Consider the following 21,866-nt stretch of genomic DNA (forward strand, 5'->3'; position numbering starts at 1 on the left):
TCACTTGAAAACATGCCCCCTTTAGAGCGTTTCCAAGCTCTAGAAGCCGGATGTAACAGTGAGATGAAACGGGTGTGGCTTTCGCACGTCTGAGCGACGGGAATCTTCAGCAAAAGCTAAAAGTTAAAATTCGATTCAATCTTTATTTGCAATTTGGCTTTAGCAATTGCTGAAGGAGGCTCCGCGTTATGGGGCCTTGGGAGTGGGTCTTGTTCTCGTATTGCGTAAAGGGTTCCATGCGTTTTTTCGGCATGTCGGCCATAGTGCCCATCTGCATGGTTCTGGCCGGTTGCTCGTCGACGAGCGACGGCGTGGACGAACTCATGGCGCGGCCATCGCTTGAGACGACAAGTTCCATCACGCCGCCGGCAAATGTCGTGCCGCCTGCTCCAGTGCCGCCCGCCCCGGTCGCCCAGCCGCAGCAGCAGGAAATGGCGCTGGTGACGCCCGTTGCCGCGCCCGTCATGCCCGCCCCGCCCGTCCGGGTGCCCGAGCCGCGGCCGGAGGTGGAACCCGCCGCTTTCGTCGTTCCGCAGAAGCCGACGGGACCGGTCGAGCGTAGCCGCATCTACAGCCGCCGTTTCCGCGATGCCAAGCCGATCAATTTCGGCAGGGCGTCGCCAAAGGCGCTTCCCGTTCATGGCGTCGATGTGTCGCGCTGGCAGGGCGAGATCGACTGGGAGAAGCTACGCTCGCAGGGCGCCAACTTCGCCTATATCAAGGCGACCGATGGCGGCGACCATCTCGATCCGATGTTCAAGACCAACTGGCGCAGGGCGCATGAGGCCGGGCTGAAGCGCGGCGCCTATCATTTCTTCTATTGGTGCCGCACCGCAGGCGAGCAGGCCGACTGGTTCATCCGAAACGTGCCGAAGGTGGAAGGCGCGCTTCCGCCGGTCATCGATGTCGAGTGGAACGGCGAATCCCGCTGCAGCCAGCGCATCTCGCGCAAGCGCGTGCTGGAGAAGATGAAGGTCTTCATGGAGAAGCTGGAGCGCCATTACGGGCAGCGCCCCATCATCTACACCGCGCCTGATTTTTATAGCGACAATCTGAAGGGCGAATTTCTGGATTATCCCTTCTGGCTGCGTTCCGTGGCGGCGCACCCCTCCAAGCGCTATCCGGGCCGCAAATGGCTGTTCTGGCAATATTCCGGCTCTGGCCTCTCCCATGGGGTGGAGGGCAAGATCGATTTGAACGCCTTCAACGGCAGCGTGGACCACTGGCACCGCTGGGTGGCGCGGGCGGGGAGTTGATCACGCCGCCTTGGTCTGCCGCGCGGGAGTCGTTTCGATCCAGCCGCGCAGGGCCAAAGCATACTCGGCTGTAGCCTCTTCCAGCGCCCCGGCATCGAGCTTGTCAGCCTCATAGAGCACGAAGGGCTTGGCCCATTCGAGTCCGCAGCGGTTCGCCGTTGCGCGCAGGGGTGCGAACAGATCTTCCATTGCGAACATGTTGCGCCCGCCGGGGCGATAGGCCTCCGGCACATTGCCCGCCGTCGCGGCGACGAGCAGCGGCGTACCCTCGAATACGCGGCCTTCCGTCTCGTAGGCGATATAGAACATGCGGGTCAGCACCGCATCCTGCCAGGCCTTGAGAAGCGGCGGGGTGGAATACCATTGCACCGGAAATTGCAGCACGATCCGGTCGGCCGCAAGCAGCCGTGCCGCTTCCCGCTCACCATCCCGGAAGAGGTCGATGCCATGGGGATAGAGCGCCTGCATGTCGACAAGCTCGACATCTGGAATGGTGCGCGCTGCGGTGGCCAGCGCGGCATTGGCCCGCGAGCGGGAGAGATCGGGGTGAAACAGCAGGATCAGGGTTTTCGGCATCGACGCCTCCTTTCAATGTAGCGATGGAGGCATGATGCGCTGAATTAAGAAATTACTCCAATCGATTAACGATATGGCCTATTATTTATTCCATGAATTTACGCTCGATCGATCTCAACCTGCTGGTCATCCTCGATGCGCTGCTTGAGGAAGCCCATGTCAGCCGCGCCGCCGACCGGCTCGGCCTTTCGCAGCCTGCTACGTCGGCGGCCTTGCAGCGCTGCCGCCATCTCTTCCGTGACGATCTCTTGGAGCGGGGGCGCGGCATCATGCGTCTCACACCAAAGGCGGAGGCACTGCGGGCGCCGCTGAAATCGCTGCTCGCCGATGCTGCCGGGCTTATCGACGCGCCGGAAATACCGCTCCGCGACATCCGCCAGACCCTGCGGATCACCATGGCGGATTATCCGGCGCTGTTCGTCATCGTCCCGCTGCAACAGGAATTGCAGCGGTCGGCCCCCGGTATCGATCTCGTCATTCAGCCCTGGCACGGAGCGGATGCGGCGCGTGAGGCCCTGACCGGCGGGACGAGCGATCTGGCAATCTCCGTCTTCCCACCGCTGGAAGACGATCTTCACCGCGAGGAACTGCTGCACGAGCATTATCTCATCGCCATGCGCAAGAACCATCCGGCGGCGGAAAATTTCAGCCTCGATCGATGGCTCGCCTATCCGCACATTCTGGTTTCGGGAAAGGGCGATGTGCGCTCGCCGCTCGACGCGGAGCTCTCCCGGCTTGGCCTTGCGCGGCGCGTCGGGCTGGTGGTGCCGAATTTCCAGATGGTGCCGCCGCTTCTGCAAGGCTCGGATATGATTGCGATGCTGCCCTCGCGCTGCGTACCGGAGGGTACGCTTATGAGCTTCGCCCCGCCTATCCCCGTTGCCGGCTTTCCCTTGCACCTCGCCTGGCACAAGCGCCGCGCCAGGGACACGGCGCTCCAGCACGCGGCGGGGATTCTGGAGCGGTTGTTACGTGGTTGAGCGATCCCTGCATGGAAACTCATGCTGGTGGACAATGATATCCTCGCTATCCCCCAGGATGACCGCATAGGCAGGAGCCTCGAAGCTGGGCTTGTGCGGCCCGGTGAACGCCAGCGCGGATTGAATGCCTGTGCTGCGCACCGTCACGAACGGAATGCCGCCCCAGCTGCCCGCCGCAAAGCGATGCACGTGCCCGGCGAAGATGTGGCGCACATTGCAGTGCCGGCTCAGCAGGCCGCGCAGCGCCTCGGCATCGGCGAGCCGCCATTTGTCGAGCGAGGGAATGCCAATGGAGAACGGCGGGTGGTGCATGAAGATGAGCGCGCCTTCTGGCGTACCGGAAAGTACGCTGTCGAGCCAAGCAAGCCGCGCTTCGCATAGACGTCCTTCAATATGCCCTTCCTCCAGCGTGTCGAGGAGAATGGCCCTCGTCCCGCCGAGATCGGCGAAGGATTGGATGAAGCCGTCTTCGCCAGGCGCGTCGGGGAAAGCCTCCCGAAAGGCGGCGCGAGCGTCGTGATTGCCCATCATGAGCCGGTAAGGGGCGATGAGAGTAGCGAGCCGGTCCTTTAGCGCCGCATAGGCTTCAGGTTCGCCATTATTCGTCAGGTCGCCGGAGAAGATGATGAGGTCCGCATCGGCATGATGACGGTTCAAATCGGCGATGCAATCTTCCAGCCGTGCGAGCGGATCGATGCCGGAAAGCGTCCCGCCCGGCGCGGTCAGATGAAGATCGGAAACCTGGATGATTTTCATGGCGTGATTCCCAAGGAGAACTGGCTTTCTATCATATTTCACCAAGCGTGCTGTGCCGCTCGATGAAGACCGCTTCGAGATGTGCGGTGGATGGCGGGGCGTGAGGATCGGCGAGGCGGCGATCGAGATGTTCGATGGCGCGGGTGGCAATCTCCGCCGGATCCTGCCGGAAGGTGCTGAGCCGGTAAGCATCCCACGCCGCCTCGGGGATATCATCGAAACCGATCACCGAGACATCCTCCGGCACGCGCAGCGCGAAATGACGGCGCGCGGTGTCGATGAGCCCGAACGCGATCAGATCGTTGACGCAGAAGACCGCCTGCGGACGGTCAGGACGGTTGAACAGGGTTTTCGCCGCTTCCTGCCCGCCCGTATAATCGGAATCCTCGCCGGTGGCGACCGTTACCTCCGCGCCGAGCCGCCGCGCTTCATCCACGAAGGCGCGCTGGCGCTCGACGATGCTGGGCGTGCCTGACGCCGACCCGGCAAGACCCAGCCACCGCGCGCCCCGCGCCACGAACAGCGCCGCCGCCTTCTTCGCCGCACCGGCATTGTCGATGCGCACATGGTCGCAATCGGGCTCCGAGCGGCCGATCATGACCAGCGGCTGGCCGTTCTGCCGGGCAAGCTCAGCGAAGGAGGCGGGTGGGGAGCCGGATAAAATGATCGTCGCCTCGGCGCGATAGCCGAACAACGCCATCTCCGCCGCCCGTACCTCCTCGCCCGAACTGCCGGTGTTGATGAGCAGGGGCACATTGCCGCGCCGGATCAGGCCACGCGTCAGCGTCGTCACCAGATGGGCGCGGAAGCCCAGTTCCGGCTTTGTGGCGACGAGGCCGACGAGCCGGCTGCGATTGGCGAGAAGCCCGCGCGCCAGATCGTTGACCTGATAGCCGAGTTCCGCCGCCGCGCGCATCACCTTCTCGCGCGTCTCGGCGGCGATGCTCGCGCCCGGCGTGAAGGCGCGGGAGACTGCGGAACGGGAAACCCCCGCCCGTTCGGCCACCTGCTGGGCGCTGACGAAACCACGTTGCTCTGCCGGTGAAATTTTCAATGCCCGACCTTCGACAAGACATCCGATTTCAGGAACCGCTCCACAACCAGCATGAAGGCGATGGAGGGAATGAGCAACAGCAGCGCCGTGATCGACGCCACCTGGTAATTGCCTCCGGCGCTTGCCGTATAAAGCAGCAGTGGTAGGAGGTTCACATCCGGCGCGCCGACGAAATAGCTTCCGGTGAACTCGTCGAGCGATTCCAGAAACACGAAGATGGCGCTGGCAAGAAGGCCGGGCGCGGCGAGCGGCAGGGTCACGTCGCGGAAGGCGCGCATGGCGCTAGCCCCGAGCGAGCGGGCAGCCTGTTCCAGTTCGCCATCCACCGCCGCGAAGGCCGCCGTCGCGATCCACACCGCATAAACGAGGCCATGGGTGACATGGACGAGGACGACGCCCGCGATCGTGCCATTGAGGCCGAACTGATAGAACAGCCGCGCGATGTTCACATAAACAGGCAGATTGGGGAAAGCCTGCGGGATGAGGAAGGCAAGCAGGATTGCCGCGCGGAACGGCAGTTTCAGCCGGGCGAGTGCGTAGCCGGCGGGAACGGCGAGCGCCAGCGCGACGATCACCGTAAGCACCGCCACGAACACGCTGTTTGCAAGCGATTCCAGCGCATTGCCGCGCGGGCTGAACACGCGCTCCCAATAGCTGAACCCGTAATCGAGCGGCAGCGCATGCGGGAAATACCAGCGCTCCGCCACGGTCCAGAGAAGCAGATTGGCGAGCGGCCCGAAGATGATGAAGGCAAGAAGCCCCAGGAGCAGGGCGCGGGGTATCCATTTAAGGCTCATGCCCGTTCCCTCATGCTGTGACGCAGATAAGCCCAGGCAGCGCAGGCCGTGATAAGAAGCGAGATGAGGCCGAGCGCATTGGCGAGGCCGTAATCGCCATAGGCGTTGATGCGGAAGGCGATGTCCGCTGTCAGCATGGTCGGCGACTGGGCGTTGATCATCAGCGGCACCGAGAGCACCGACATCATCGTGACGAAGGAAAGAATGAGCCCGACCATCAGCGTGGATGCCACTTGTGGCACCAGGATTTCGATGAGGATGCGCAGGCGGGATGCGCCAAGGTTCCGCGCGGCCTCGATGGTGCCGCGATCGACCGAAGCCATCGCTCCCGCCACCAGCAGCGCGACGAAGGGCGTCTGCTTCCATACAAACGCGATAACAATGCCGCGCCAGTCGAGAAAACTCATGGCCTGCAACGGGGTGATAATGCCGGAGGCGACGAGCACATTGTTCATGAGGCCGTTCTTGGCGAGGAAGGTTCGCAGAATCTGACCTACCACGATGAAGGGGATGAAAAGCGGCCAGCGATAGAGCCAGCGCAGGATCGCTACCGCGCGCGGGTTCTCGCCCAGCGTCAGATAGCCGCCGATAGCGACCGAGAATATGCCGATCAGCGCCGTGGAGAGGGTGACGATGACGACGGTGAAGATTATGTCGGAGGTGTAAAGCTCGAACGCCTTGGTGAAGTTGCCGAGGCCATAGCCATGCTCAAGCGCGAACGCGCCGATGACGGACGCAGCCAGCGGGACGACGAACAGCAGGACGATCACCGCCAGCGCGGGGAGGATAAGGAGGAGGCCAAGGAGCGATTTGGGCATGGTCATCGGAAATGTTTGGACAAGGAAAAGGCCTCATTGAAACGCTGGCGGGACAGCGCCCCCCTCTGTCCTGCCGGACATCTCCCCCGCAAGGGGGGAGATTGGCTGATGCGACGCACGGCTCTCATCCTCTTACATCCGCGATTGATGCCGAACGTTGATGAAGGCGTAATCTCCCCCCTTGCGGGGGAGATGCCCGGCAGGGCAGAGGGGGGCGACGTAGAGCGCCCACGTCTCTGGTTCTGTTTTTTCCGCTGACCTACCTCAATTTACCGCCTGCCGCTCATACGCCTCCAGGATCGCCTTGTTATAGGGCGCGATCGGGAAGGGTTTGCCGTTCCTGGCGAGATCATCAGGGGTGATGTCGACGAAGAGCTTGTTCCACGTCGCGTCATCGAGTTCCGCTTTCACATGCTGCGCATCGATGCCGGGATACCAGTTGAAGCGCTTGACGATGCCCTCGGCCTGCACTTTCGGGCTGGTGGCGAGCTCCACGAACTTCTCAGCCAGTTCCTTGTTGGGCGCATTGGCAGGGATCACATAATGCATCGGCTGGCCGGGCATTCCGGGGGCGGGAAGGAACAGCTTGAACTCAGGCGGCAATTGGCCGTTCGCCTGCCAGGAATAGAACATGTCGACCCAGACCGGTCCCATGGCGATCTCGCCGCGTGAGAGAAGGTCAAGCGTGCCGGCATTGCCGGGAGTGAGCGTGGCATTCTGCGTGAATTCCTTGAGGCCGGCGAAAGCCTTGTCCCACTTCTTCGTTTCGGCTTCCTCGAACGGGCCGTTCATCAGCTTGTTGGCATCGCCGTCGCCGAAGGCATAAATCCAGCCCATGACGAAGCTGACGCCGGACGCGCCGCCCTTGATGCCATTGTAGCCGAACTGCTTGGGGTTGGCCTTTGCCCATTCTGCCAGTCCCGCATAGCTCTTGGGCGGGTTCGGAACGAGAGCCGGGTTATAGGCAATTGCCGTCTGGCTGTTGAACATCGGCATGACATAGCCGCGTACATCCGCGCCCAGCGCCTTGTCGGCATTGGCCCGCGTTACCAGCTTGCCAGTGGAAATACGGTCGCGATAGGCCTCCAGGTCGCCACCCTCGACCATCGGGCCGACGAACTTCTCATGCGCGACGGCAACGTCCGTATCCCAGACCTTGGCGGCAGCCTGCTTCTGCGCCTGGAAGCGCTCGACGATCTTCTGCGAGCCCGCATCGCCCGGGCCGGTGCCGACGACGCGCACGGTGTTGCCGGGGTTCTGCTTTTCGAAAAGCGGCCCGAGATAATTGTTGACGTAGTCGACCATGTTCTGATCGCCCGCGGTCATAATGGTGAGTTCCGCCGCGCCGGCGGGCGAAGCCGCGAGGCTGAGGGCGAGTGTTGCCTGAAGGAGTGACTTCATCGGTTGCGTCTCCGGTTGGTGAAAATCATGCGTCGGATGCTTCCAGCATTCGGGCCTTCCCGCCCGCCTGCTGGGATTGGGTGTTGAAGAGAAAGAGCCTGTCCGCGGGGATGCGTATCCGCACCGCCGCGCCGCGCTCGTAAGGAGAGGGGGCGTCGACCAGTAACGTCTGCGGCCCGACGCTCACGGAATGCCGCCAGAGCCCCCCCGGATAGCTCGCCGCCTCCACATGGCCAGTCAACTCAAGCGCGCCGGAAGGAGGTTCGCTACTTGCTTCGCCGGAAACCAACTCCGCCGCCTCGGAACGGAAGCGCGCCTCGAACGCGCCGCTCACGAGGTTACGCCCGTAGAGTGGCAGCACGGCGCGGGCATTGCCGGGTCCGGCGTCGATCATGATCTCATCGCCGCGGATCGTGCCTGTCAGGGCGAGCATATTCTCTGCGCCCATGAAGGCGGCGACGAAGGGGGAGGCGGGGCGGTTGTAGACCTCCTGCGGCGTGCCCTGTTGCGCGATCTCTCCCGCCGCCATGATGACGATGCGGTCGGCCATCACCATCGCTTCCTCGCGGTCATGGGTGACATGCACCGCCGTAATGCCGAGCCGCTTTTGCAGCGCGGTGATGTCGTGCCGCACCTTTAGGCGAATGCGCGCGTCGAGATTGGAGAGTGGCTCATCGAGCAGCAGGATCTGCGGGTCCACCGCCAGCGCCCGGCCAAGCGCGACGCGCTGGCGCTGCCCGCCCGAGAGCGCAGCGGGCTTGCGGCCACCGAGACCGGAAAGGCCGAGCAGTTCCTCCAGCTCGCCGACGCGGCGGGCGATGTCCGCGCGCGGCAGGCCCTTGAGCTTCAATCCATAGCCGATGTTCTGCGCCACCGTCATATGCGGCCAGAGCGCATAGGACTGGAAGACGAGCGCCATGCCGCGACGGTCGGGGGAAAGCGGCGTCACATCCTTGCCCGCCACGGCAATGCGGCCTGCAGATGGCTGCACGAAGCCGGCGATTGCGCGCAGCAGCGTGGTCTTGCCGCAGCCGGAAGAGCCCAACAGCGCCACGAACTCGCCCTTGCAGATATCGAGATTCAGCCCACGCAGCACCTGCGTCGCGCCATAGCCGACCGCCAGATCCTTGATCTCAAGAAATGCATTTTCGCCCATTTTCACCCTTTGCACAGCTGTGCAACGAAGGGCGGAAGATGCCCCTCAGCGGGTGGAGCTATAATGGGCGTTCATAACGGGGAGATGACGAAATGCACATCGCTCCGCCCAACTTTGCCACCAATTGGGGAGCGGGCGTCATTGCGCTTTTCGGTTCCTCCTGCGCCCACCCCCCTCTGCCCTGCCGGGCAGAGGGGGGTGTCACGCCAGCGTTTCAAAAGAAGGCTCTACAACACCTTCCTCGCCCGAATCGCATACCGATGCTGCACATCCCGGGCCAGCCCCTTCCAGAACCCCATCTGCTTTCCTTGCGCGCGGTGGATCTGCCGCAAATTCGTGTCGATGATCACATCCTGAAACCCCGCTTTCCGCAGCAGTTCCGCGACGGCTTCGGCCCGTGCGCCGCCGGAAAAATGCACCCGCGAGAGAATGCTCCGGTGGGTCGCGATCTGTCCCGGGGACAGTTTCACCGGCTCGGGCCGGGTTAATCCCAGACGCTGCGACAGCGCCGCGAATTTCTGGAGGAGCCGCTCAAGAGGACGCGAATTAACAAAATCGCCATCGACGATGAGCACGGAACCGCCCGGCTTCAGCACACGCAGCCATTCACGAAATGCGGCTTCGGGGTCGATCAGCGTCCAGACGAGATGGCGGTTGGTAATGACGTCGTAATGATCGTCCGGCTCCAGCGTATTCTCCGCATCCCCCATCCGGAACGCGATGTCGCGGCCCTGCGCTTTCGCCTTGGCGCGGGCGAGGTCGAGCATCGGCTCGGCCCAGTCCATACCGGTTACGCGGAAGCCCAGATCATCCAGCAGGCAGGAGACGACACCCGTGCCGCTGGCAAGGTCCAGCGCGGTGCCCGTACCTTCGCCCAGATGCTTGACGATGAGCCGATGCCAGGCGGCGCGTTCGTCCTCGGAAAAGATGCCGTGGCCGGGAGACTGGTCGAAACTTGCCGCGCGCTCCGACCAATAGGCCTTGATCTCCTCACGCAGGCTGAAATTCGATCCGTTTACGGCTCCGTCCATGGAAAATATCCCCACGCATTCGATTGGAAGCGTTCTAAAAGATAATTGTTGACCTTGAAAGTAAGGAAATAATAGTAAACCGCAGTTTTCCACGGGGTGACGAATAATGCGGTTTCTTGGCAAAATGGCCTTCGCGACAACGGTATGGTCCGCCGTTCTTTCGGGCGCAGCGCTGGCGGAAAAGATTTCGATCAAGGATATCGCCGGGCGTGATGTTGAGGTCAATGTTCCCGTCAAGAACGTCATTCTCGGCGAGGGCCGCCAGGTCTATTTCACCGCCATTCTCGACCGCGACAATCCGTTCCAGCGCGTTGTCGGCTGGCGCGACGACCTGCCGAAGGCCGATCCGGAAACCTATTCCGCCTATCTCGCCAAGTTTCCGTCCATCGCCAAGCTTCCGACCTTCGGCGGCATGAAGGAGGGGACCTTCGATGTCGAGCAGGCGGTGTCGCTCAAGCCCGACGCCATCATCATGAACATCGACGCCAAGACGGCGACCGAGGAGGCGGGCTTTGTCGACAAGCTTGCCAAGGTCGGTATTCCAGTCATCTACATCGATTTCCGCGAGAAGCCGATGGAACACACGGAAGCGAGCGTGCGCATCATCGGCAAGCTGTTCGGGAAGGAAGACAAGGCCGAGGAATTCGTGAAGTTCCGCGCTGAGAACATCGCCAAGGTCACCGATGTGCTGGCGAAGGCCAATCCGCCGAAGCCGCTGGTCTTCATCGAACGCGCCGGCGGCTATTCGGACGATTGCTGCATGTCCTTCGGCGACGAGAATTTCGGCAAGATGGTCGAAATCGCGGGCGGCAGAAACTTGGCGAAGGGCATCATTCCCGGCACGTTCGGCGCCGTCAATCCGGAGCAGGTGATCGCCTCCAACCCGGACCAGATCATCATCACCGGCGGCAATTGGGAAGGCTATGTGCCCGGTGGCAAGTGGGTCGGCGTCGGCTATGGCGCGGATGAGAAGCTTGCCAGGCAGAAGCTCGAAGCGCTTACCAAGCGCCCGGCCTTCACGGGTGTCAAGGCGGTCAACGACGGCAATGTCCACGCCATCTGGCACCAGTTCTACAACAATCCCTACCAATTCGTGGCCATTCAGGAGATTGCAAAATGGCTGCATCCGGACCTCTTCGCCGATCTCGATCCAGTGGCGACATTCAAGGAATTGCATGAGCGCTTCTTGCCGCTGGAATACAAGTCCGGCTATTTCGTCTCGCTGAAAGACGGGCAGCAGCGCTGATGGTTGCGGCGACCGACAATAGCGGGCTCCGGGCCGCCCGCGATATCTACCGCGCGCTGGTTTTCCGGCGTGCAATCCTCATTGCTGTGCTGGTGGGCGGGCTTGCATTAAGCGTTGCGGTCGATATGGCGCTGGGACCCGCGAACTATCCGCTTGCCGACGTCCTCACCGCCTTGTTCCAGCCGGACACGGTCAGCGACCAACTGCGCGTGGTGATCTGGGATATCCGCATGCCTATCGCCCTGATGGCGGTAACCGTCGGCGCCTCGCTTTCGGTCGCGGGCGCGCAGATGCAAACGATTCTCGCCAACCCGCTCGCCAGCCCCTTCACGCTCGGCATTTCCGCCGCCGCGGGCTTCGGCGCGGCGTTGGCGCTCGTCGTCGGCGTTGCCGTTTTCCCGGTGGCGCTCGACTACATGGTGCCGATCAACGCCTTCCTGATGGCGATGGTTGCGGCGCTGTTTATCCATTTCGCCTCGACCATGCGCGGCGTGACGGTCGAAACCATCGTGCTGCTTGGCATCGCGCTGGTCTTCACCTTCAACGCGCTCTTGTCTCTGCTGGAATATCTCGCCTCGGAGCAGGCGCTTGCAGCGGTGGTGTTCTGGACGATGGGCAGCCTCACCAAGGCGACCTGGCCCAAGGTCGGGGTCACGGCGGTGACATTGGCGCTCACCGTGCCATTTTTCGCCCGCCGCGCCTGGGCACTGACGGCGCTGCGGCTCGGCGACGACAAGGCCGCGAGCTTCGGCATCAATGTGCGCTATCTGCGGCTGGAAACCATGTTGCTTGTCAGCCTGCTGGCAGCGATCCCGGTATCGTTCGTCGGCACCATCGGCTTTGTCGGCCTGGTCGGGCCACATATCGCGCGGATGCTGGTGGGCGAGGACCAGCGCTTCTTCCTGCCCGCCTCGGTGTTGACGGGAGCGTTGCTGCTGTCGGTCACGTCGGTGGCGAGCAAGACTCTCATCCCGGGCGCGGTGCTGCCCATTGGCGTCATGACGGCGCTGGTCGGCGTGCCGTTCTTCTTCGTCCTCATCTTCACGCATCGGAAACGGTCATGGTAAGCATCGCCCTCGAGCGGCTCGGCGCAAAATACGGCAAGGAGACCGTGCTGGCCGATGTGACGACCGACGTTCTCAAGGGCGGCAGCATGACCGCCGTCATCGGCCCCAATGCCGCGGGCAAGTCGACGCTGTTCAAGCGCATTGCCGGCCTCATAACGGGGCCGGGGCTGGTGCATCTGTCGCACACGGCGAAGGGACCGAAAAGCATCTGCTACATGCCGCAGGACACCGGCGCGAATGCCGTGCTCACGGTCTACGAATCCGTTCTCCTTGCCGCCAAGCAGGGATCGGGGTTGAAGGTGCATGACAGCGAACTGCGCGAGATCGACCGCATCCTCGCCGCGCTTCGGATAGAGGCGCTTGCCTTCAGGAGCCTCGGCGAATTGTCAGGCGGCCAGCGCCAGCTCGTCTCCATCGCGCAGGCGCTGGTGCGCAATCCGGAAGTGCTGCTGATGGATGAGCCAACCTCGGCGCTCGATCTGTTCCGGCAGGTGGAAGTGCTCAGCTTCATGCGCGAGCTGTCGTCCCGTTCCGGCATGGCGGTGCTGATCGCGCTCCACGACCTCAACCACGCGCTGCGCTATTGCGAGCAGACCATCGTGATCGCTAATGGCGCAATGGTCGCCAGCGGCCCGACGGAGGAGGTGATAACGGAGCGTCTGCTGCGCGAAGTCTACCGTGTCAACGCCCGCATCGAAGCCTGCTCGAAGGGCCGGCCGGTGGTGATTATCGACGAGTCGATCATATAAATGCCGGTCAATCCTGCGTGAGAACATCCTTATCCATTTTCAAAATAACGAGTCCAGACCGGTAAATCGCGTCGAGCCTGCGCTCGACCAGATGGTATAATCCCCCGGTTGCGGTTTCGATTTCGGCTTCCGTAAAGCCTAAAGTCGTCAATGCCATAAAAAACTGCAAATAAGTGCTGTCGACAACGCCGCGTCTCTTTTTTGGGAAATCTGCTAGAAAGGGAAGATTATCGCTCCATTGGTCGACTATACTGCATATTTGCTTATACGTTGCTGACATTTTACAACTCCATTTCCGGGGAAACTACAAATCAATACTTAGTTTGGCTAGTGCTTACTGTTTATTTTAACTAAACTACAAAGTGTTATCATAGCAGAGATTGTCCTCTTAGGTTGAAAATTGTATAGTTAGAGCGCCCTCAAAGCCCACAGGGCTGCGGGGTAGCTGACCCCATGCCCGTCCCGCGAAGCCGTGCGTGGGGTCAGTTCTTGCGGGCTTGTGGCTGCGCAGCAACAGTTCTGGCTGTGGATGAGCATTTTGGGCGACGGACTGCGCGGAGCCGGAAGTAGAACCATCACGCCCTATTCAATCATGAAGCGATGCGCTGCGCGCTACCTCTGGACTGGAGAGGTAATAGCTTCATCTATAATTGGAGAAAATCGGGATAAGTCGCTCATATAAAGAAGTATAATTATCAGCAGTACTATTATTAAACCATCAATTGAACGTGAAATATATTGCCATTCTTCGTTTCGGTTACACATCCTGTTCAGGCGAGGCGACGCAATTCAACATCAAATGCCGCCAGCCAATTCTCGGGAGAATCATGATGGCCAGGAAGAAAGTCGCCGATATCATCATCGATACGTTGAGCAAGGCCGGCGTCAAGCGTTGCTATGGCGTAGTGGGCGATACGCTCAACTATGTCACCGATGCAATCCGGCGTAGCGATATCGAATGGGTGCATATGCGCCATGAGGAAGTCGGCGGGTTTGCGGCAGGGGCGGAAGCGCTGATGACCGGACGGCTCACCGCCTGCGCCGGCTCGTGCGGCCCGGGCAGTTTGCACTTCATCAACGGCCTGTTTGAATCGCACCGCAATGGTGCGCCCGTCGTCCTGATCGCATCGCAGGTGGCGGCCAGCCAGCTCGGCATGGACTTTCCGCAGGAGGTGGATTTCAAACCCATCTATGCGCAGTGCAGCCATTTCTGCTGTTATATCCACACGCCTGCCCAGGCACGGCGCGTCACGGCCATGGCGGCGCAGGCCGCGCTCAACAAGCGGGGCGTCGCGGTGATCGTCGTTTCCGGCGATATGTCAAACATGGAGGTGGAGGACCAACTGGACTTTCTCCCGCATCATCCGACGCCGATCATCCGCCCTTCGGACAGCGAACTGCAGGCCGCCGCCGATATCATCAATGCGAGCAAGCGCGTGGCAATCTATGCCGGCGCCGGGTGTGAGGATGCAGGGCACCTCGTCGTCGCGCTGGCGGACCGGATCAAGGCGCCAGTGGCGCACACCTCGCGCGCCAAGGATTTCATCGAGCCTGATAATCCCTACAATATGGGCATGACGGGGGTGTTCGGCATCGAATCTGGCCTTCATGCGCTCATGGATTGCGACACGCTTCTTCTGCTCGGCGCGGATTTCGCGTGGGCGCAGTTCTACCCTTCGCACGCCAGGATCATCCAGCTTGACCGTGACGCGACGCATCTCGGCCGCCGCCACCCCATAGAGCTTGGGCTGGCCGGCAATGTCGGCGATACCATCGAAGCGTTGATGCCGCTGCTCGCGCCGCGGGAGGAAAGCGAATTTCTGAAGCGCTGCCTTGCGCATCGCAAGCGTTCCCTCGGCAAGCTCGAAAAGGAGGAGCGGCCTGGCAAGCACGGCATCATCCACCCGCAATATCTCGTCAAGACGATCGACCGACTCGCCGACGAAGATGTCATCGTGACGGCGGATGGCGGCGGTCCCATGGTCTGGATGTTGCGTCATTTCAGCGTTAATGGCCGCCGCCGTACCCTGGGCAGCCTCTTGCACGGGACGATGGCGAACGCGCTGCCGCAGGCAATCGGGATCAAAAAGGCTTTTCCCGAACGCCAGGTGATTTCCTTCAGCGGCGACGGCGGTCTTGCGATGCTGATGGGCGATTTGCTGACGCTGGTGCAGGAGAAAATCCCCGTGAAGATCGTTGTCTTCAACAATTCATCGCTGGGCTTTGTCGAACTGGAGCAGAAGGTCGAAGGCCTTCTAGACGCTTTCACAGGCCTGACGAACCCCGACTTCGGCAAGGTGGCCGAAGCCATCGGCTTTTACGGTCGCCGCGTGGACCACGCCGATGAGCTGGAAACCGCGGTGGCAGAATGGCTGGCAGAGCCTGGCCCGGCGCTGCTCGACGTCAAGGTCAACCGCTATGAGCTGTTGATGCCGCCGGACGTCAAATTCGGCGAGGTGATGAACACGGCGCTCTACTCAGCCAAGGCCATCCTCTCCGGGCGTGGCGACGAGGTGCTGAAGCTGGTGCGCAGCAATTTCGCCGATTGAGGGCCTTAGGCCTGCACGTCGACGATGCCCATCATGCCGAGTTGTTCGTGCTCCAGGATGTGGCAATGATACATGCGTGGGCCGGGCAGATCCTGCCGGATGAACAGCCGCACCGTTTCGCCGCGCGCGACATTCACCGTATCCTTCCATGCGAGATAGGCCGGCTTCGACACCTTGCCGCCCCGCTCGTGCTCCGTTACCTGGAACTGCGTGCCATGCACGTGGAAGGGGTGATCCATGTCGGCCTCATTGACGATTTCCCAAAGCTCGGTCGCGCCGAGTTTCGAGAGGATGTCGATGCGGTTCATGTCAAAGGCCACGCCGTTGATGAGGAACTGCATCGCGCTGTGATTCGCGCCCATGGCTTCGGTCAAGACGAAGCGCCGCGTAACGGCGGGGTTGCCGAGCGGGGTGATGGTGCGCAGCTTCTCGGGAAGCGGCGGAATATCCGCAATGGGATCGCCGGAAACATCGACCGTGAGCAAACTCATGCCCGCATCATCCGGCCTACCGGATCCCATCCAGCCGCGGTCATAATCGAGCGTCTTGAGGAGCGCCTGTCCCGGCTTGTCGAAGACGACGACGAGATCGACGCGCTCGGCGGGAGTAAGCAGAATTTCCTCCGCCTCTACCGGTGCTTCGAGCAGCCCGCCATCGGTGCCGATGATCGTCATGCCGGCGTTCTCGAAGGCGAGCCGCAGGAAGCGCGCATTGGTGGCGTTATAGAGGCGCAGGCGGCGCTTCTCGCCGGGACGTACCGTGAGGACGGGATTCTTCTGGCCATTTGTAAGCACATGGTCGCCGACGCGCCCGTTCATCATGTCGGTCATCGTGCTTGGCGGCATGGTGCCATCGGCGGCAAGGCGCAAATCGGTGAACATGAGAACCGTATCGCCATATGCGGCGGGGATGGGATCATGCTTCGGTTTGACCAGAACCACACCCGCAAGGCCGCGATAGACTTGCTCTGCCGTCTTGCCATGCGGGTGCGGGTGATACCAATAGGATGCGGCGCTGCCTTCCGGCAATTGAAACGCATAGGTGCGCTCGGCGCCCGGTGCCACCGCGTCCATCGGGTTGCCGTCCTGGTCCGCAGGGACCGGCATGCCGTGCCAATGAATCGTGCTTTCTTCATTCGGAACATCGTTCCGGAACGCGATCTCCACGCGGTCTCCCTCGGTCACTTCGATGAGCGGGCCGGGACTCATGCCGTTATAGGCGAGGATCGGCGTGTCGATGCCCTTGGCAAATCGCGCCGTGGCTGGGCCGGCCGTAAGCCGCGCCTTGAAGAGGCCGGGGGTCGCGGTTTCATTCGCGAGGCGGGGCAATTCGCGCACTGGCTCGCCTTCGGGCAGCACGGGCGCTTTGCCTTGAGGGGCCATCTGGTGTCCGCCATGCTCATCCGCACTCATGCCGGGCATATGGCGCATCTGCGCGGCGGCGGGGCCTGCCAGCACGAAGGTTGCCACTCCACTCAGAAATGCGCGTCGGTGCATGATCGTTCTCCCCTGAAGCAATCCCGGATTCGGCTGGAGCCTACGGGTTACAACGATGGGAAGGTCAAGTCTTGCTCTACCGCAACCGCGCCCCGGCGGCGTCGAAGAGACGGTGATGCTCCACGCGGCAGGCGAGGTGGATCTGCGCGCCCGCCGGCACCGGCGCAGTCCCTCGATATTCCGCCACCAGCGGCTGGCCTTTGGCAAGCTGGCAGTAGAGATATTGCGTGCCGCCCAGATATTCGGCGAAATCCACTCTGGCCGGAATTGCCGTTTCGGACGGCTCGGCAAGCGTCAGATTTTCCGGTCGGATGCCGAAGGTGATTTTCGTTCCGGGCACTGGCGGCCGGGCGAGGGGAGAGCGAATATTCTGCCCTGCGAGTTCAACATGGCCGTCGCCGCTCCACACGGCGTCAAGCAGGTTCATGCGCGGCGAGCCGATGAAGCCTGCGACGAAGGTGTTGGCCGGGTCTTCATAAACCTCGCGCGGGCTGCCTTCCTGCTCGATCCGGCCATTGCGCAGCACCACGATCTTGTCGGCGAGCGTCATCGCCTCCGTCTGATCGTGGGTGACATAGATCATCGTGTTGCTAAGCTCGCGGTGCAGCCGGGCGATCTCGACGCGCATGGAGACGCGCAATTCAGCGTCGAGATTGGAGAGCGGCTCGTCGAACAGGAACACATCGGGCTTGCGCACGATGGCCCGGCCGATGGCGACGCGCTGCCGCTGGCCGCCCGAAAGCTGGCCGGGGCGGCGGTCGAGCAGATGGTCGATCTTGAGGATCGTGGCGGCGGATTGGACCCGCGCCTCGATCTCCTCCGGCTTCGTGCGGGCCATTTTCAGGCCGAAGGCGAGATTGTCCCGGACGCTCATATGCGGATAGAGCGCATAGGACTGGAACACCATGGCGATGCCGCGCGCCGACGGGTCGAGGTCGGTGACATCTAGTCCGTTGATGGAGATTTCGCCGTCCGTCACCTCCTCCAGCCCGGCGATCATGCGCAAAAGCGTGGACTTGCCGCAGCCGGAAGGGCCGACGAAGACCACGAACGAGCCTTCATCGATAGTGAGATTGACGTCGTGGATGACATCCACATTGCCGAAGCTCTTGCGGATATCCCTGAGCATAACGCCTGTGCGCACGGCTCTATCCATGGCGCAAATTCCCCGCGCGCATCCAGACCAGCATTTCGCCCGGAGCGCGATTGTCCCAGAATGGGTAGGGGATGAAGCGCGCCGTCGTCTCGCGTTTTGTGGGCGGCGCGGTGCGGTAGAGTACGTCGGCCCAGTCTGCTTCGTCGCTGATAACGGGCAGGTCCAGCGCCACCGCGCCATTGAGTTCCGGAATCTCGGTGGTTTTTGCTGCGGAAACATCGCCCGTCAGTTCGATGGCGTTGAGATTGTCGCCATTGTCGATGCCTTCAGCGCAATAGACGAGCGGCCCGCGCATCAGCGCCGCGCGGCCGGCATCCTGCCGTACCAGCGGGTTCGCCCAGAGCGCGCGGGGGATGAGAGGAATGTCGAGGTCCACATGGTCGCCCGCCCGCCACTCCCGTTCGATGCGCGCATAACCGTCGACCGTCACCGATGCGAGATCGAGCGCCTCGCCATTCACTTTGACCGAAGCGCCATGCGCCCAGCCGGGAATGCGCAGCGACAGGGTGAAGCGGGCGGCCCGATCTGCCGCGATCTCGAAGCGGATGGCGCCGTCCCAGGGGTAGCGTGTCTTTTGCGTGAGATCGATCTTCGCGCCACTGATTTCGAAATGCGCCTTGCTCTCGCCATAGAGATGCACGGCGATTTCATCTTCCGCTACGGCATACATATAGGAGCCGATGGACGCCATCAGCCGGGCGATGTTGGGCGGGCAGCAAGGGCAATGATGCCAGACCCAGCGATGATGCTTGCCTCTGCTCTCGAGCGGGTTTTCGTAGAAGAAGGTCTTGCCGTCGAGCGAAAGGCCCGCCATCGCGCCATTATAGAGCGCCTGCTCCATGATGTCGGCATAGCGCCGGTTCGGCCCCCGCCCGAGCATCCGGTTCGCCCAGAAGACGAGGCCGACCGAGGCGCATGTCTCCGCATAGGCGCTCTCATTCGGCAGGTCGTAATAGTCGGTGAAGCCTTCGTTCGACGCCTCAGGACCGATGCCGCCGGTGATGTACATCTGCTTGGTGGTAAGGTCATCCCACAGGGTTTCGAGGGCGGAGGTCAAGCTGTCGTCCTGATATTCCGTGGCGATGTCAGCCATGCCGGAATAAAGATACATGGCGCGCACCGCGTGACCGACGACCTTTTTCTGCTCGCGCACCGGCAGATGCGCCTGGCCGTATTCATAGGACTTCTGAATAAAATTCTTGGGGTCGCGCCCGTCGCGTCGAGCCTCTTCATCGAAGAAATGCGGCTCGGTCCCCCGCTCATCGATGAAGAATTTGGCGAGGTCCAAATACTTCTTCTGCTCTGTCACCCGGGCGAGTTTCACCAGCGCCAACTCGATTTCCTCATGGCCGCAATAGCCCCGGAGCTGGCCTTCACCACGTCCGAAAACCGTGATGAGATAATCGGCATAGCGACACATGATATCGAGGAGCGTGCGCTTGCCGGTCGCCTGATAATAGGCCACCGCGCCCTCGATCAGATGGCCGCCGCAATAAAGCTCGTGATGGTCGCGGAGGTTCGTCCAGCGGCGGTCGGGCTGCACGCGCTGGAACCAGGCGTTCAGATAGCCGTCCGTGTCCTGGAGCTTCTCATACATGTCGATGATGGCGTCGACACGGGCCTCCAATTGCGGATTGGGCCGGCGATAGAGCGAATAGGCGACGGTTTCGATGGATTTGCCGAGGTCGCTGTCCCAAAACATCTGAGTCGTGCCGCCCCAGGGCTGGATAGGGATGACGATGCCGGGAGAGGGCTGGTTCACATCGATAGCTTGCAACATGCCCGCCTCGACGCAACGGTCGAGCAGCGTCTCGGCGGTGGAGGCGCAGATTGCGTCCTGCCGCTCACCGAACAGGCCCGCCACCTCGACATGAGGGACGGGGAGGGGGCGGAACTGGCGGTCTCTTCTTTGTATGGTCATGGCTTGGTCCATTTCATTTCGGGATTATTTCACCGCGCCGGCCATGAGCCCGCGCATGTAATAGCGTTGGAGCACTAGGAAGACGACGAGGCAGGGGATGGTCATGACGGCGACGCCTGCCTGCACCGCGCCCCAGTTGATCGCGCCGAGGCGCCCGGCGCGCACCGCCATCATCAGGACGGGAAGGGTGTATTTCTCATTGCTCGACAGAAGCACCAGGGCGGCGAGGAACTCGTTCCACGCATTCAAGAATGCGAAGATCGCCACCGTCGCTACGCCCGGCAGGACGAGGGGCAGCAGCACCCGCACGAGCAGCCGCAGATCCCGCGCGCCATCTATCCGCGCTGCCTCCTCAATCTCCTTCGGTACGGCGTCGAAGGCGTTGCGCATCATGAAGACCGAGAAGGGCAATTGTAACGTCACATAGACGAGTGTCAGGCCGACCAGCGAATTGCTGAGGCCGAGCTTCGCGAGAATGATGAAGAGCGGTGTCAGGATCGATTGGAACGGGATCATCAGCGTGGCGATAACAAGAACGAAGAGCGCGTTCTTCAGCGGAAAGCGATACCGAGAGAAACCATAGCCCGCGAGCAGGCTGACTGCGACCGTCAGCACCACCGTCGCCAGCGACACAGCGAGCGAATTGATCGTATGCTGCCAGATACCCGCCCCGAACGTGTCGAGCGAGCGGTAGGATTCAAGGCTGAAGCCCTCGGTCGGCCAGGGCGGCAGCGCCGGCTGGCGTGCTTCCGTGCCATGGCGGAACGAGGCGAGGAAGACAATGGCGAGCGGCGCGAGGAAGAACAGCGCGATGATGATCCCCGCGCCGTGATAGGCCGCGAGGCCTCGGAAGGCTTTCGCCGCGCGGCGTTGCTTTGCGGTGCTCATGGCCGCTCCTCCCCGACCTTTAGAAGGCGCAACTGCACGATGCTGATCAGCACCAGGATGGCGAGCAGTGCGATGGAGAGGGCCGCGCCATAGCCCAGATTGAACGACACGAACGACTGATTGAAGATATGGTAGACGACCGAGATCATCCGGTTCTGCGGCCCGCCCGCGGTCATGATGTAGAACTGGTCGAAGGCGAGGATCGAGCCGGTGACGGAGATGATCAGCGCCAGCGCGATGGTCCGCCGCATCAGCGGCAAAGTGAGATACCGGAAGCGCTGCCAGCGGCCCGCGCCGTCGATCCGCGCCGCTTCGGTGAGTTCAGCGGGGATGGCCTGCAGGCCGGTCAGGAGGATGATCATGGTGAAGCCGGCGATCTTCCACACGACCATGACGATGATGGTGAGAAAGGCCGTATCGAAATTCGCCAGCAGGTTCGGGCTCCTGTCCGCCAGCCCAAGCGCCTTCAGGGCAGGGGCGATGAACCCGCCATCGACATTGGCAAGCCATGCCCAGAGCAGCGACGCCGTTGCCAATCCGATGACGACGGGCAGGAAGATGATGGTGCGGTAGGCGCCGACAAACCGCCGCTCCTTTTCCACGAAGATGGCGAGCGGAAAGGCGACGGCGAAGATCGCGATGGTGACGATAATTGTATACCAGCCGGTGAAGCGCAGCGCCGCCAGGAAGCGAGCATCGTTGACCATGCGGAAATAGTTGTTGAGCCCGATCCAGCGATGCGTGCCCATCAGCGGCCAGTTGTGGAGACTCATCCATGCGGTGAAAATAACAGGTACGACGAAGAAGACGATGACGAGCGCCATGGCCGGGGCGATGTAGAGAAGGCCGCGCCATTGGGTTTTTGATGGTCGGGGTCGACGGGTTCCGGTCATGGATTGCATCAGTTCGTTCAGATGAGCGTTTGCGGGTAAAGAGCCCTCCTTCCCCCTTGGGGGGAAGGTGCCCGCG

Annotated in this window: 20 protein-coding genes; 6 read left to right on the forward strand and 14 right to left on the reverse strand. The window is 61.9% G+C overall.

The genetic code is table 11. The annotated features are described in order from the left end of the window. The first annotated feature begins 236 nt into the window (after positions 1 to 236). Positions 237 to 1,256: a glycoside hydrolase family 25 protein gene (locus tag IEX53_RS07045; protein ID WP_188822822.1), complete on the forward strand. Its 1,020-nt coding sequence runs from the start codon at positions 237 to 239 to the stop codon at positions 1,254 to 1,256. Here the strand turns inward: IEX53_RS07045 and IEX53_RS07050 are convergent, their stop codons facing one another. Continuing rightward, on the reverse strand, positions 1,257 to 1,832 hold the full coding sequence (locus IEX53_RS07050) for an NAD(P)H-dependent oxidoreductase (RefSeq protein WP_188822824.1): 576 nt from the start codon (positions 1,830 to 1,832) through the stop codon (positions 1,257 to 1,259). A 92-nt stretch (positions 1,833 to 1,924) separates the two neighbouring features. Between IEX53_RS07050 and IEX53_RS07055 the strand changes: the two genes are divergently transcribed. Beyond that, on the forward strand, positions 1,925 to 2,812 hold the full coding sequence (locus tag IEX53_RS07055) for a LysR family transcriptional regulator (RefSeq protein ID WP_188822826.1): 888 nt from the start codon (positions 1,925 to 1,927) through the stop codon (positions 2,810 to 2,812). On the opposite strand, the gene IEX53_RS07060 is transcribed toward IEX53_RS07055, so the two are convergent. The 7 genes from IEX53_RS07060 to IEX53_RS07090 all read right to left on the reverse strand — a co-directional run bounded on the left by IEX53_RS07060 (position 2,801) and on the right by IEX53_RS07090 (position 9,825). Then, on the reverse strand, positions 2,801 to 3,568 hold the full coding sequence (locus IEX53_RS07060) for a phosphodiesterase (protein ID WP_188822827.1): 768 nt from the start codon (positions 3,566 to 3,568) through the stop codon (positions 2,801 to 2,803). The genes IEX53_RS07055 and IEX53_RS07060 overlap by 12 nt on opposite strands. A 31-nt stretch (positions 3,569 to 3,599) precedes the next feature. Beyond that, positions 3,600 to 4,622: a LacI family DNA-binding transcriptional regulator gene (locus tag IEX53_RS07065; protein WP_373288597.1), complete on the reverse strand. Its 1,023-nt coding sequence runs from the start codon at positions 4,620 to 4,622 to the stop codon at positions 3,600 to 3,602. Next, positions 4,619 to 5,419: an ABC transporter permease gene (locus tag IEX53_RS07070; RefSeq protein ID WP_188822829.1), complete on the reverse strand. Its 801-nt coding sequence runs from the start codon at positions 5,417 to 5,419 to the stop codon at positions 4,619 to 4,621. Before IEX53_RS07070 ends, IEX53_RS07065 begins: the two co-directional genes overlap by 4 nt. Further along, positions 5,416 to 6,237 carry an ABC transporter permease gene (locus IEX53_RS07075; protein ID WP_188822831.1) on the reverse strand — a complete coding sequence of 274 codons (822 nt, stop codon included), beginning with the start codon at positions 6,235 to 6,237 and terminating at the stop codon, positions 5,416 to 5,418. The genes IEX53_RS07070 and IEX53_RS07075 overlap by 4 nt, the downstream gene beginning before the upstream one ends. 264 nt (positions 6,238 to 6,501) lie before the next feature. Next, positions 6,502 to 7,638 carry an ABC transporter substrate-binding protein gene (locus tag IEX53_RS07080; protein WP_188822833.1) on the reverse strand — a complete coding sequence of 379 codons (1,137 nt, stop codon included), beginning with the start codon at positions 7,636 to 7,638 and terminating at the stop codon, positions 6,502 to 6,504. A 25-nt stretch (positions 7,639 to 7,663) separates the two neighbouring features. Continuing rightward, on the reverse strand, positions 7,664 to 8,794 hold the full coding sequence (locus IEX53_RS07085; protein ID WP_188822835.1) for an ABC transporter ATP-binding protein: 1,131 nt from the start codon (positions 8,792 to 8,794) through the stop codon (positions 7,664 to 7,666). A gap of 227 nt (positions 8,795 to 9,021) precedes the next feature. Beyond that, positions 9,022 to 9,825, reverse strand: coding sequence for a class I SAM-dependent methyltransferase (locus tag IEX53_RS07090; protein ID WP_188822836.1), 804 nt, complete (start codon positions 9,823 to 9,825; stop codon positions 9,022 to 9,024). Positions 9,826 to 9,949: 124 nt separating this feature from the next. Here IEX53_RS07090 and IEX53_RS07095 point away from each other — a divergent pair, with 124 nt between their 5' ends. Genes IEX53_RS07095 through IEX53_RS07105 form a run of 3 tightly spaced genes read left to right on the forward strand, consistent with a single transcriptional unit; the run spans position 9,950 to position 12,887 of the window. Further along, positions 9,950 to 11,071, forward strand: a complete 1,122-nt coding sequence (locus tag IEX53_RS07095) for an ABC transporter substrate-binding protein (RefSeq protein ID WP_236016083.1) — start codon at positions 9,950 to 9,952, stop codon at positions 11,069 to 11,071. Continuing rightward, the gene (locus IEX53_RS07100; RefSeq protein ID WP_188822839.1) at positions 11,071 to 12,138 is read left to right on the forward strand and encodes a FecCD family ABC transporter permease; all 1,068 of its coding nucleotides are present in this window, start codon (positions 11,071 to 11,073) and stop codon (positions 12,136 to 12,138) included. The genes IEX53_RS07095 and IEX53_RS07100 overlap by 1 nt, the downstream gene beginning before the upstream one ends. Then, positions 12,132 to 12,887: an ABC transporter ATP-binding protein gene (locus IEX53_RS07105; RefSeq protein ID WP_188822841.1), complete on the forward strand. Its 756-nt coding sequence runs from the start codon at positions 12,132 to 12,134 to the stop codon at positions 12,885 to 12,887. Before IEX53_RS07100 ends, IEX53_RS07105 begins: the two co-directional genes overlap by 7 nt. 7 nt (positions 12,888 to 12,894) lie before the next feature. On the opposite strand, the gene IEX53_RS07110 is transcribed toward IEX53_RS07105, so the two are convergent. Continuing rightward, entirely contained in the window at positions 12,895 to 13,167 is a 273-nt protein-coding gene (locus IEX53_RS07110) for a hypothetical protein (RefSeq protein WP_188822843.1), read from the reverse strand. A 547-nt stretch (positions 13,168 to 13,714) separates the two neighbouring features. Between IEX53_RS07110 and IEX53_RS07115 the strand changes: the two genes are divergently transcribed. Beyond that, the gene (locus IEX53_RS07115; RefSeq protein WP_236016069.1) at positions 13,715 to 15,436 is read left to right on the forward strand and encodes a thiamine pyrophosphate-dependent enzyme; all 1,722 of its coding nucleotides are present in this window, start codon (positions 13,715 to 13,717) and stop codon (positions 15,434 to 15,436) included. Between the two features lie 5 nt (positions 15,437 to 15,441). Here IEX53_RS07115 and IEX53_RS07120 read toward each other — a convergent pair whose 3' ends face one another. The 5 genes from IEX53_RS07120 to IEX53_RS07140 form a co-directional block, all read right to left on the reverse strand. After that, positions 15,442 to 16,932, reverse strand: a complete 1,491-nt coding sequence (locus tag IEX53_RS07120) for a multicopper oxidase family protein (RefSeq protein WP_188822845.1) — start codon at positions 16,930 to 16,932, stop codon at positions 15,442 to 15,444. A 76-nt stretch (positions 16,933 to 17,008) separates the two neighbouring features. Further along, positions 17,009 to 18,088 (reverse strand): ABC transporter ATP-binding protein, encoded by a 1,080-nt coding sequence (locus IEX53_RS07125; RefSeq protein WP_188822847.1) that lies wholly within the window; start codon positions 18,086 to 18,088, stop codon positions 17,009 to 17,011. Next, complete coding sequence (locus IEX53_RS07130) at positions 18,081 to 20,009, reverse strand: glycoside hydrolase family 127 protein (RefSeq protein WP_188822849.1); 1,929 nt, start codon at positions 20,007 to 20,009, stop codon at positions 18,081 to 18,083. Before IEX53_RS07130 ends, IEX53_RS07125 begins: the two co-directional genes overlap by 8 nt. A 24-nt stretch (positions 20,010 to 20,033) precedes the next feature. Continuing rightward, the gene (locus IEX53_RS07135) at positions 20,034 to 20,897 is read right to left on the reverse strand and encodes a carbohydrate ABC transporter permease (RefSeq protein WP_188822851.1); all 864 of its coding nucleotides are present in this window, start codon (positions 20,895 to 20,897) and stop codon (positions 20,034 to 20,036) included. Further along, a complete protein-coding gene (locus tag IEX53_RS07140) occupies positions 20,894 to 21,790 on the reverse strand; it encodes a carbohydrate ABC transporter permease (RefSeq protein ID WP_236016070.1) in 897 nt (298 codons plus the stop codon). Before IEX53_RS07140 ends, IEX53_RS07135 begins: the two co-directional genes overlap by 4 nt. Positions 21,791 to 21,866: the final 76 nt, after the last annotated feature.

The sequence above is a fragment of the Paramesorhizobium endophyticum genome (assembly GCF_014640615.1).
GTDB classification, from domain to species: domain Bacteria; phylum Pseudomonadota; class Alphaproteobacteria; order Rhizobiales; family Rhizobiaceae; genus Paramesorhizobium; species Paramesorhizobium endophyticum.

Bases quoted from the DNA above. Each gene is read 5' to 3' on its own strand.
- IEX53_RS07095 (WP_236016083.1), top strand. From the start codon at position 9,950: ATGGCCTTCGCGACAACGGTATGGTCCGCCGTTCTTTCGGGCGCAGCG.
- IEX53_RS07135 (WP_188822851.1), bottom strand. From the start codon at position 20,897: ATGAGCACCGCAAAGCAACGCCGCGCGGCGAAAGCCTTCCGAGGCCTC.
- IEX53_RS07070 (WP_188822829.1), bottom strand. From the start codon at position 5,419: ATGAGCCTTAAATGGATACCCCGCGCCCTGCTCCTGGGGCTTCTTGCC.
- IEX53_RS07100 (WP_188822839.1), top strand. From the start codon at position 11,071: ATGGTTGCGGCGACCGACAATAGCGGGCTCCGGGCCGCCCGCGATATC.
- IEX53_RS07075 (WP_188822831.1), bottom strand. From the start codon at position 6,237: ATGCCCAAATCGCTCCTTGGCCTCCTCCTTATCCTCCCCGCGCTGGCG.
- IEX53_RS07050 (WP_188822824.1), bottom strand. From the start codon at position 1,832: ATGCCGAAAACCCTGATCCTGCTGTTTCACCCCGATCTCTCCCGCTCG.
- IEX53_RS07085 (WP_188822835.1), bottom strand. From the start codon at position 8,794: ATGGGCGAAAATGCATTTCTTGAGATCAAGGATCTGGCGGTCGGCTAT.
- IEX53_RS07105 (WP_188822841.1), top strand. From the start codon at position 12,132: ATGGTAAGCATCGCCCTCGAGCGGCTCGGCGCAAAATACGGCAAGGAG.
- IEX53_RS07125 (WP_188822847.1), bottom strand. From the start codon at position 18,088: ATGGATAGAGCCGTGCGCACAGGCGTTATGCTCAGGGATATCCGCAAG.
- IEX53_RS07080 (WP_188822833.1), bottom strand. From the start codon at position 7,638: ATGAAGTCACTCCTTCAGGCAACACTCGCCCTCAGCCTCGCGGCTTCG.
- IEX53_RS07115 (WP_236016069.1), top strand. From the start codon at position 13,715: ATGATGGCCAGGAAGAAAGTCGCCGATATCATCATCGATACGTTGAGC.
- IEX53_RS07120 (WP_188822845.1), bottom strand. From the start codon at position 16,932: ATGCACCGACGCGCATTTCTGAGTGGAGTGGCAACCTTCGTGCTGGCA.
- IEX53_RS07090 (WP_188822836.1), bottom strand. From the start codon at position 9,825: ATGGACGGAGCCGTAAACGGATCGAATTTCAGCCTGCGTGAGGAGATC.
- IEX53_RS07055 (WP_188822826.1), top strand. From the start codon at position 1,925: ATGAATTTACGCTCGATCGATCTCAACCTGCTGGTCATCCTCGATGCG.
- IEX53_RS07140 (WP_236016070.1), bottom strand. From the start codon at position 21,790: ATGACCGGAACCCGTCGACCCCGACCATCAAAAACCCAATGGCGCGGC.
- IEX53_RS07110 (WP_188822843.1), bottom strand. From the start codon at position 13,167: ATGTCAGCAACGTATAAGCAAATATGCAGTATAGTCGACCAATGGAGC.
- IEX53_RS07045 (WP_188822822.1), top strand. From the start codon at position 237: ATGCGTTTTTTCGGCATGTCGGCCATAGTGCCCATCTGCATGGTTCTG.
- IEX53_RS07060 (WP_188822827.1), bottom strand. From the start codon at position 3,568: ATGAAAATCATCCAGGTTTCCGATCTTCATCTGACCGCGCCGGGCGGG.
- IEX53_RS07130 (WP_188822849.1), bottom strand. From the start codon at position 20,009: ATGACCATACAAAGAAGAGACCGCCAGTTCCGCCCCCTCCCCGTCCCT.